The organism is Neisseria sp. P0001.S005, from assembly GCF_051963715.1.
In genome coordinates, this window is record NZ_JBQCTZ010000032.1 from 21,622 (window position 1) to 27,621 (window position 6,000).

General features: G+C 51.1%; 4 protein-coding genes. 1 reads left to right on the top strand and 3 read right to left on the bottom strand.

Features of this window, described 5'->3' with window-relative positions:
• Positions 1-12: 12 nt before the first annotated feature.
• Positions 13-1,389: a UDP-N-acetylmuramate:L-alanyl-gamma-D-glutamyl-meso-diaminopimelate ligase gene (mpl, locus tag ACTHSP_RS06505; protein WP_440345840.1), complete on the top strand. Its 1,377-nt coding sequence runs from the start codon at positions 13-15 to the stop codon at positions 1,387-1,389.
• A gap of 156 nt (positions 1,390-1,545) precedes the next feature.
• On the opposite strand, the gene ACTHSP_RS06510 is transcribed toward mpl, so the two are convergent.
• The 3 genes from ACTHSP_RS06510 to feoB form a co-directional block, all read right to left on the bottom strand.
• Positions 1,546-4,476, bottom strand: coding sequence for a class I SAM-dependent DNA methyltransferase (locus ACTHSP_RS06510; protein ID WP_440345841.1), 2,931 nt, complete (start codon positions 4,474-4,476; stop codon positions 1,546-1,548).
• A gap of 118 nt (positions 4,477-4,594) precedes the next feature.
• On the bottom strand, positions 4,595-4,723 hold the full coding sequence (locus ACTHSP_RS06515) for a FeoB-associated Cys-rich membrane protein (RefSeq protein ID WP_003683546.1): 129 nt from the start codon (positions 4,721-4,723) through the stop codon (positions 4,595-4,597).
• On the bottom strand, positions 4,720-6,000 hold a 1,281-nt coding region (gene feoB, locus ACTHSP_RS06520; RefSeq protein ID WP_440345842.1), incomplete at its 5' end, for a ferrous iron transporter B. The genes ACTHSP_RS06515 and feoB, both read right to left, overlap by 4 nt.

A 6,000-nucleotide genomic window follows, 5' to 3' on the forward strand; every position in this document is an offset into this window, starting at 1 on the left:
GACAGTCTTATCATGAAACACATCCACATTATCGGTATCGGCGGCACATTTATGGGCGGCGTAGCGGCTATTGCCAAAGAAGCAGGTTTTAAAGTCAGCGGTTGCGACGCAAAGATGTATCCGCCGATGAGCACCCAGCTTGAAGTCTTGGGCATTGACGTACACGAAGGCTTTGATGCCGCTCAATTGGACAAATTTAAAGCCGATATTTACGTTATCGGTAATGTTGCCAAACGCGGCATGGATGTGGTTGAAGCCATTTTGAACAAAGGCCTGCCTTATATTTCCGGCCCGCAATGGCTGGCTGAAAACGTATTGCACCATCATTGGGTACTCGGCGTGGCCGGAACACACGGCAAAACGACCACAGCCTCCATGCTCGCCTGGGTCTTAGAATATGCCGGACTCGCACCAGGCTTCCTGATTGGCGGCGTACCGGAAAACTTCAGCGTTTCCGCCCGTCTGCCGCAAACTCCGCGCCAAGACCCTAACTCAAAATCCCCATTCTTCGTTATCGAAGCCGATGAATACGATACTGCCTTTTTCGACAAACGCTCCAAATTCGTACACTACCGTCCGCGTACCGCCATTTTGAACAATTTAGAATTCGACCACGCCGACATTTTTGCCGATTTGGGCGCCATTCAAACCCAATTCCATCATTTGGTACGCACCGTGCCGTCTGAAGGCCTCATCGTCTGCAACGGCCAGCAGCAAAGCCTGCAAGATACTCTGGATAAAGGCTGCTGGACACCCGTAGAAAAATTCGGTACCGAACAAGGCTGGCAGATTGGGACCGTCCATGCCGACGGCTCGTTCGACGTACGCCATCACGGCGAAACAGTCGGACACGTCGCTTGGGAACTGATGGGCGAACACAACCGCATGAACGCCCTCGCCGTTATCTCTGCCGCGCGTCATGCCGGTGTCGATATTCAGACGGCCTGCGAAGCTTTGAGTGCATTTAAAAACGTCAAACGCCGTATGGAAATCAAAGGCACGGTAAACGGCATCACCGTTTACGACGACTTTGCCCACCACCCGACCGCCATCGAAACCACCATCGAAGGCCTGCGCCAGCGCGTCGGTAACGCCCGCATCCTCGCCGTCCTCGAGCCACGTTCCAACACCATGAAACTCGGCACCATGAAAGCCGCCCTGCCCGCAAGCCTCAAAGGTGCCGACCAAGTGTTCTGCTACGCCGGTGGCGTGGACTGGAACGTTGCCGAAGCCCTCGCGCCTTTAGGCAGCAAGCTGCACGTCGGCAAAGACTTCGATGCCTTTGTTGCCGAAATCGTGAAAAATGCCGAAGCAGGCGACCAGATTTTGGTCATGAGCAATGGCGGTTTCGGCGGAATACACGGAAAGTTGCTGGAAGCGTTGAAATAAGGGTTTGTTGAAAGTTTTGAATGATTGAGGCTGTCTGAAAACCGGAATTTGGTTTTCAGACGGCCTTTTTGTTGTGAAGTAATGAGATGGGAAAAAAAACGATATTTCCGGCGAATCAGGTTTGGCTATAAACCAAGTCGGGTTTGCCATTTGCCTTTATTTAGTTTTTTTAGGCGGTTTGGTATTTTGGCTTTCTATTGCCTTTCGGTATAGATCAAACAGGAAGGCGACGCGTTCTGCCTCATCGTCGGTGTTTTTACCTTTTTTGTAGCCGTAGGCTTTATCTACTGCTTTGTCGAGGGCGGCGTGTGCTTTGACGAGGTCGGGATAGCCTGCGTCGGGAGCATAAAGTTCAGCGAGCGTAGGGGGAGGCAGATCATTAGCAAGCGCATCGGCGCGGTATTTCTCGCGAATGTCAAGGATGGCTTGGGCGGCAGCTTCGATGGCGGAACGGAGGGGATTGTTTTCAGACGGCCTTGGCGTTTCGCCTTTTTTGCCCGAAGCTTCCTGACAGGCAGTTTCGTCATCGTTGGGTTTACAGCAGCTTTCTGGGAAGGGGAAGTTGTTATATACAATTAAACTGGAATAGCTGTAATCGCTTTTCAGACGGCCTGAAACAGTACGCATAAAGGCATTATGCATAGTGGAGCAGAGAATGCCAAAGTGGTAAAGAGTGGCATTAGGTAACATGAAGAGCTTATCTCCGGCAATAGTTTGGGAATCCAAATAGCCGATGGGAATGAAACGGCGATTTTCAGAAGATACTTTAGGGATGGCAAGGTAATTGCCGTCTGAAATATTGCGTAATTGCTGGAAAAGCCAAGGAGTCATAGCATCTTTTTGAGTTTGCTTATCTTTACTAGCCTCACGCATGGCTTTGACTGCCTGAATACGGGCTTGGACTTGAGGCATCTGTTTCAGGTCATGGTTGCGTTTGACATCAGGTACGCCGTTAAACCAAATGCACCAACGTTCGATACCATTAAGAAATTCGTTACCCATCGAGAAGGCACGGATGTAGTTTGCCACCAATGGTTCGGTAGCAATCAAGGCTTCTTTTTCATCGGTGGAAAGGATAAGGTTGCCGCCTTCGGTAGGCTTGCCGCCACTAACCATTTCAATTTCTCCGCTGATTTGGGTTTTGCGCTTGGCAATAATCAAATCGGGCGCATCAATCAGATAAGGATTGATGTTGGCTACGGCGTGTTTTTGGGGTTCACCTTTGATGTCGGGATAGTCGTAGAGGTATTTGGGCAGAGCGAGATTTGCCGAAGCGTTTGCGCCGCCGTTTTCAGACGACGTTTGCGGTTTGCGGCTAAAGCCGACGATGATGCAATGGACGGCGGCTTTGCCTGCGGCTTGGCTCGTCCATTGGAAGGTACGGTGGGCAAAGTTGATTTCAATGCCTTGGTTCAAAAGGCTGCCCCAAAGGATTTCGACCTGCTGGCCTTGGCAGATGGAATTGGTGGAAACAAATGCCGTCTGAACTTGGGGATTCTGCGCCATGATGCCGGCGGCTTTGACGTACCAGTTGCAGACGTAATCCAACAGGCCGTAGCCTTTAATATGGCCGCAGATGCTTTCGAGGTCGTTTTTCTGCTCTTTGGTTTGGTAGGTCGAGCCGATAAAGGGCGGATTGCCGAAGATGTAGTCTGCCGCCTGCCAAGGTGTCCGAAGGCTGTTGGCGTGGATGATTTCGGCGGCGTCTTCGAGCGGCAGCGTATGGCAGGCGACTTCGCCGTCGAAGCGGATTTGCGTGCGGATGTTGCATTGGTGGTTTTTGAGCCACATGGCAGTACGGGCGATAAGGACGGCAAATTCGTCTATTTCGATACCGTGGAATTGTTTCAGACGGCATTGGACGGACGGGCTGTCGAATAAGCCGCCTGCTTTGTCTTTGAGGGCTTCGGCGATGATGTCGTCTTCAAGGGCGCGGATGCGGTCGTAGGCAACGATAAGGAAATTGCCGCAGCCGCAGGCCGGGTCGAGGAATTGCAGGTTTTGGATTTTTTGGTAGAAGGCGGCGAGTTTTTTGGCTTTGTCGCGTTTGAGGGCTTTGACGGCTTCAAATTCGGCGCGCAGGTTTTCTAAAAAAAGGCCGTTGATGACTTTGTCGATGTTGGCGGCTTCGGTGTAGTGTGCGCCTGCTTCGCGCCGCTCTTGCGCGTCCATGACGGATTGGAAGAGCGTGCCGAAGATTTCTGGACTGATGTTGCGCCAGTCGAAATTGCCGCAGTCGATTAAGGCGCGGTGCTGCTTGGCAGTGAAGTCGAAAGTGCGCAGGCGTTCTTTGAAAAGGCCGCCGTTGACGTATTCGAAACCTTGAAATTTTTCGCTTTGGGTCTTGCTGCGCTTTTGGTCGGGTGTGTTGAGAAATTCAAAGAGTTGATTGAGCTTGTCGCCGAGCGTATCGGCCTCTTTGCAGCTTTCTAAAAAGTCTTGAAAGAGGTAGTTGCGCTGGAAAACGGCGCTGTCGTCGGCAAAAAAGAGGAAAAGCAGGCGCGTGATGAAGAGCCTGAGTTCGTGTTCTTCGTAAATGCCCTCTTCCTGCAAGGCATCGTGCAGTCTGCCAATGGCCGTCGCCGCTTGAATGTTGGCTTCTTCTTGAATTTGGCGGACTTTGGCTTCGATGCCGAACATAAAGTCAAAAACGCCGCGCGTAATGTATTCTGGCAATGCTTCCAACGGGAACTGCCATTGGTTTTCTACGCCTTCTTTAGGCTCGCGACGATAAAGGTGGAAATGGGCAAAATCGCTGACGGCGTAATATTCAGGTAAGGCAGACGGCTTGGTGCGCTCGATTTCCTGCAAATAACGCTCCGCCTGTTCTTTGGCTTTGGCTAGGTTTTTGTTGGCGGATTTGTGTTCTGCCAGGAAGATGCCTTCCCAAAAGACATCGACAAATTGGGTGTTGTTGCTCGGGTCTTTAACGGCATATTCGAAGTGGACGACGTTTTTGCGGTCAATGCCGAAAATCGCAAAAAATTCATTCCAAAAAGTGTCTTTTTCACGGCGTTCGTCGGTTTGGTTTTTATAGTGGTCGGCGAAATTTTGTGCAGCGCTTTGGAGTTGGAGCAAGGTTTTCATGACTTTATGGAATGAATGTATTGTGTAAATGGATGGGGCGTTATTATAACGGTTTGCGTTAAAAAGGTCGTCTGAAACCTCTTTTCAGACGACCTTTATTCTTTCTGGTTATCAATATTTAACCGCAACCGCCGCATTTTCCGCAGCCGCTGCTGCAGTCGCGTTTTTTCGGTTTGAACACGAATTTTCGCAAAAGGAAGAATACGCAGGCGAGCATAATCAAGCCGACGATAATATATTGAGTCATGATGATAGTATCCTTGAAGAAATTTGGTAAACCACGAATGCGGCAAAATAAGCCATCAGGAACAAATAGCCTGTAATCATAAGCATATTTTTCGTGGATTTGGTTTCGCGTCTAATCACGGTCAAAGTCGCGGCACACATCGGAGCATACACATACCAAGCCAAGAAGGCAAAGGCAGTCGGCAAGCCCCAGTTGTTGTGTATGATGGGAATTAATGCGTTTTGTACGGCATCTTCAGACGACGCGCTGACGGCATAAACGGTACCCAATGCGGCAACGACCACTTCGCGCGCGGCAATACCCGGAATCATGGCGATACACATTTCCCAAGTAAAGCCCAAAGGTGCAAAAAACGGCTGAATAGCATGACCAAGCGTACCTGCCAAGCTGTAATCGATGGCGGCACCGGTTGCGCCTTCAGGCGGTTGCGGCCAGCTTACCAAGCCCCACAGAACCACGGCCAACGCAAAAATGATGGTACCCGCGCGTTTCAGGAAGGCTTTTACCCTATCCCACAAGCTGGTCATGATGTGTTTGAAGTTAGGCGTACGGAAAGTCGGCAATTCCATCAAAAGTGGGAATTGTTGCACATTGCCTTTCATCCGCGCCAAGCGTTTCATGATATACGCTGCCAATGCAGCCGACAGAATGCCTACGATATAAAGAATAAACAATGTCAGGCCTTGCAGGTTGAAAATCCCACCCACTGTACGGTCAGGAATAACAGCGGCGATAATCAGCGCATACACTGGCAAACGTGCGGAACAAGTCAGCAACGGCGCAACCGCGATGGTAACAAGGCGTTCGCGCGGGTCGTTAATGGTACGCGCCGACATCACGGCAGGAACGGCACAGGCAAAGCTGGACAAAAGGGGAATAAACGAACGGCCGGACAAACCGCTTTTTGCCATGATGTTATCCAGCAGGAAGGCTGCACGCGGCAGATAGCCTGAGTCTTCCAATAGCAGGATAAAGGCAAACAAAATCGTAATCTGCGGCAGGAACACCAACACGCTGCCCAAACCGGCAATGACGCCGTTGACGAGCAAGTCGCTGAGGATGCCCGGCTCCATGTTGGCGCCTATCCATTCGCCCAGCGCGGTAAAGCCACCTTCGATGGCGTCCATAATCGGCGCCGCCCATGTGTAAACCGCTTGGAACACCATAAACAGGATGACCAGCAGCATAATCATGCCCCAGACGGGGTGCAGCACGATGTCGTCGAGTTTTTTGTGCCATGCGGGCAGCGTCATCTGGGTGCGTACCACTTGTGCCAA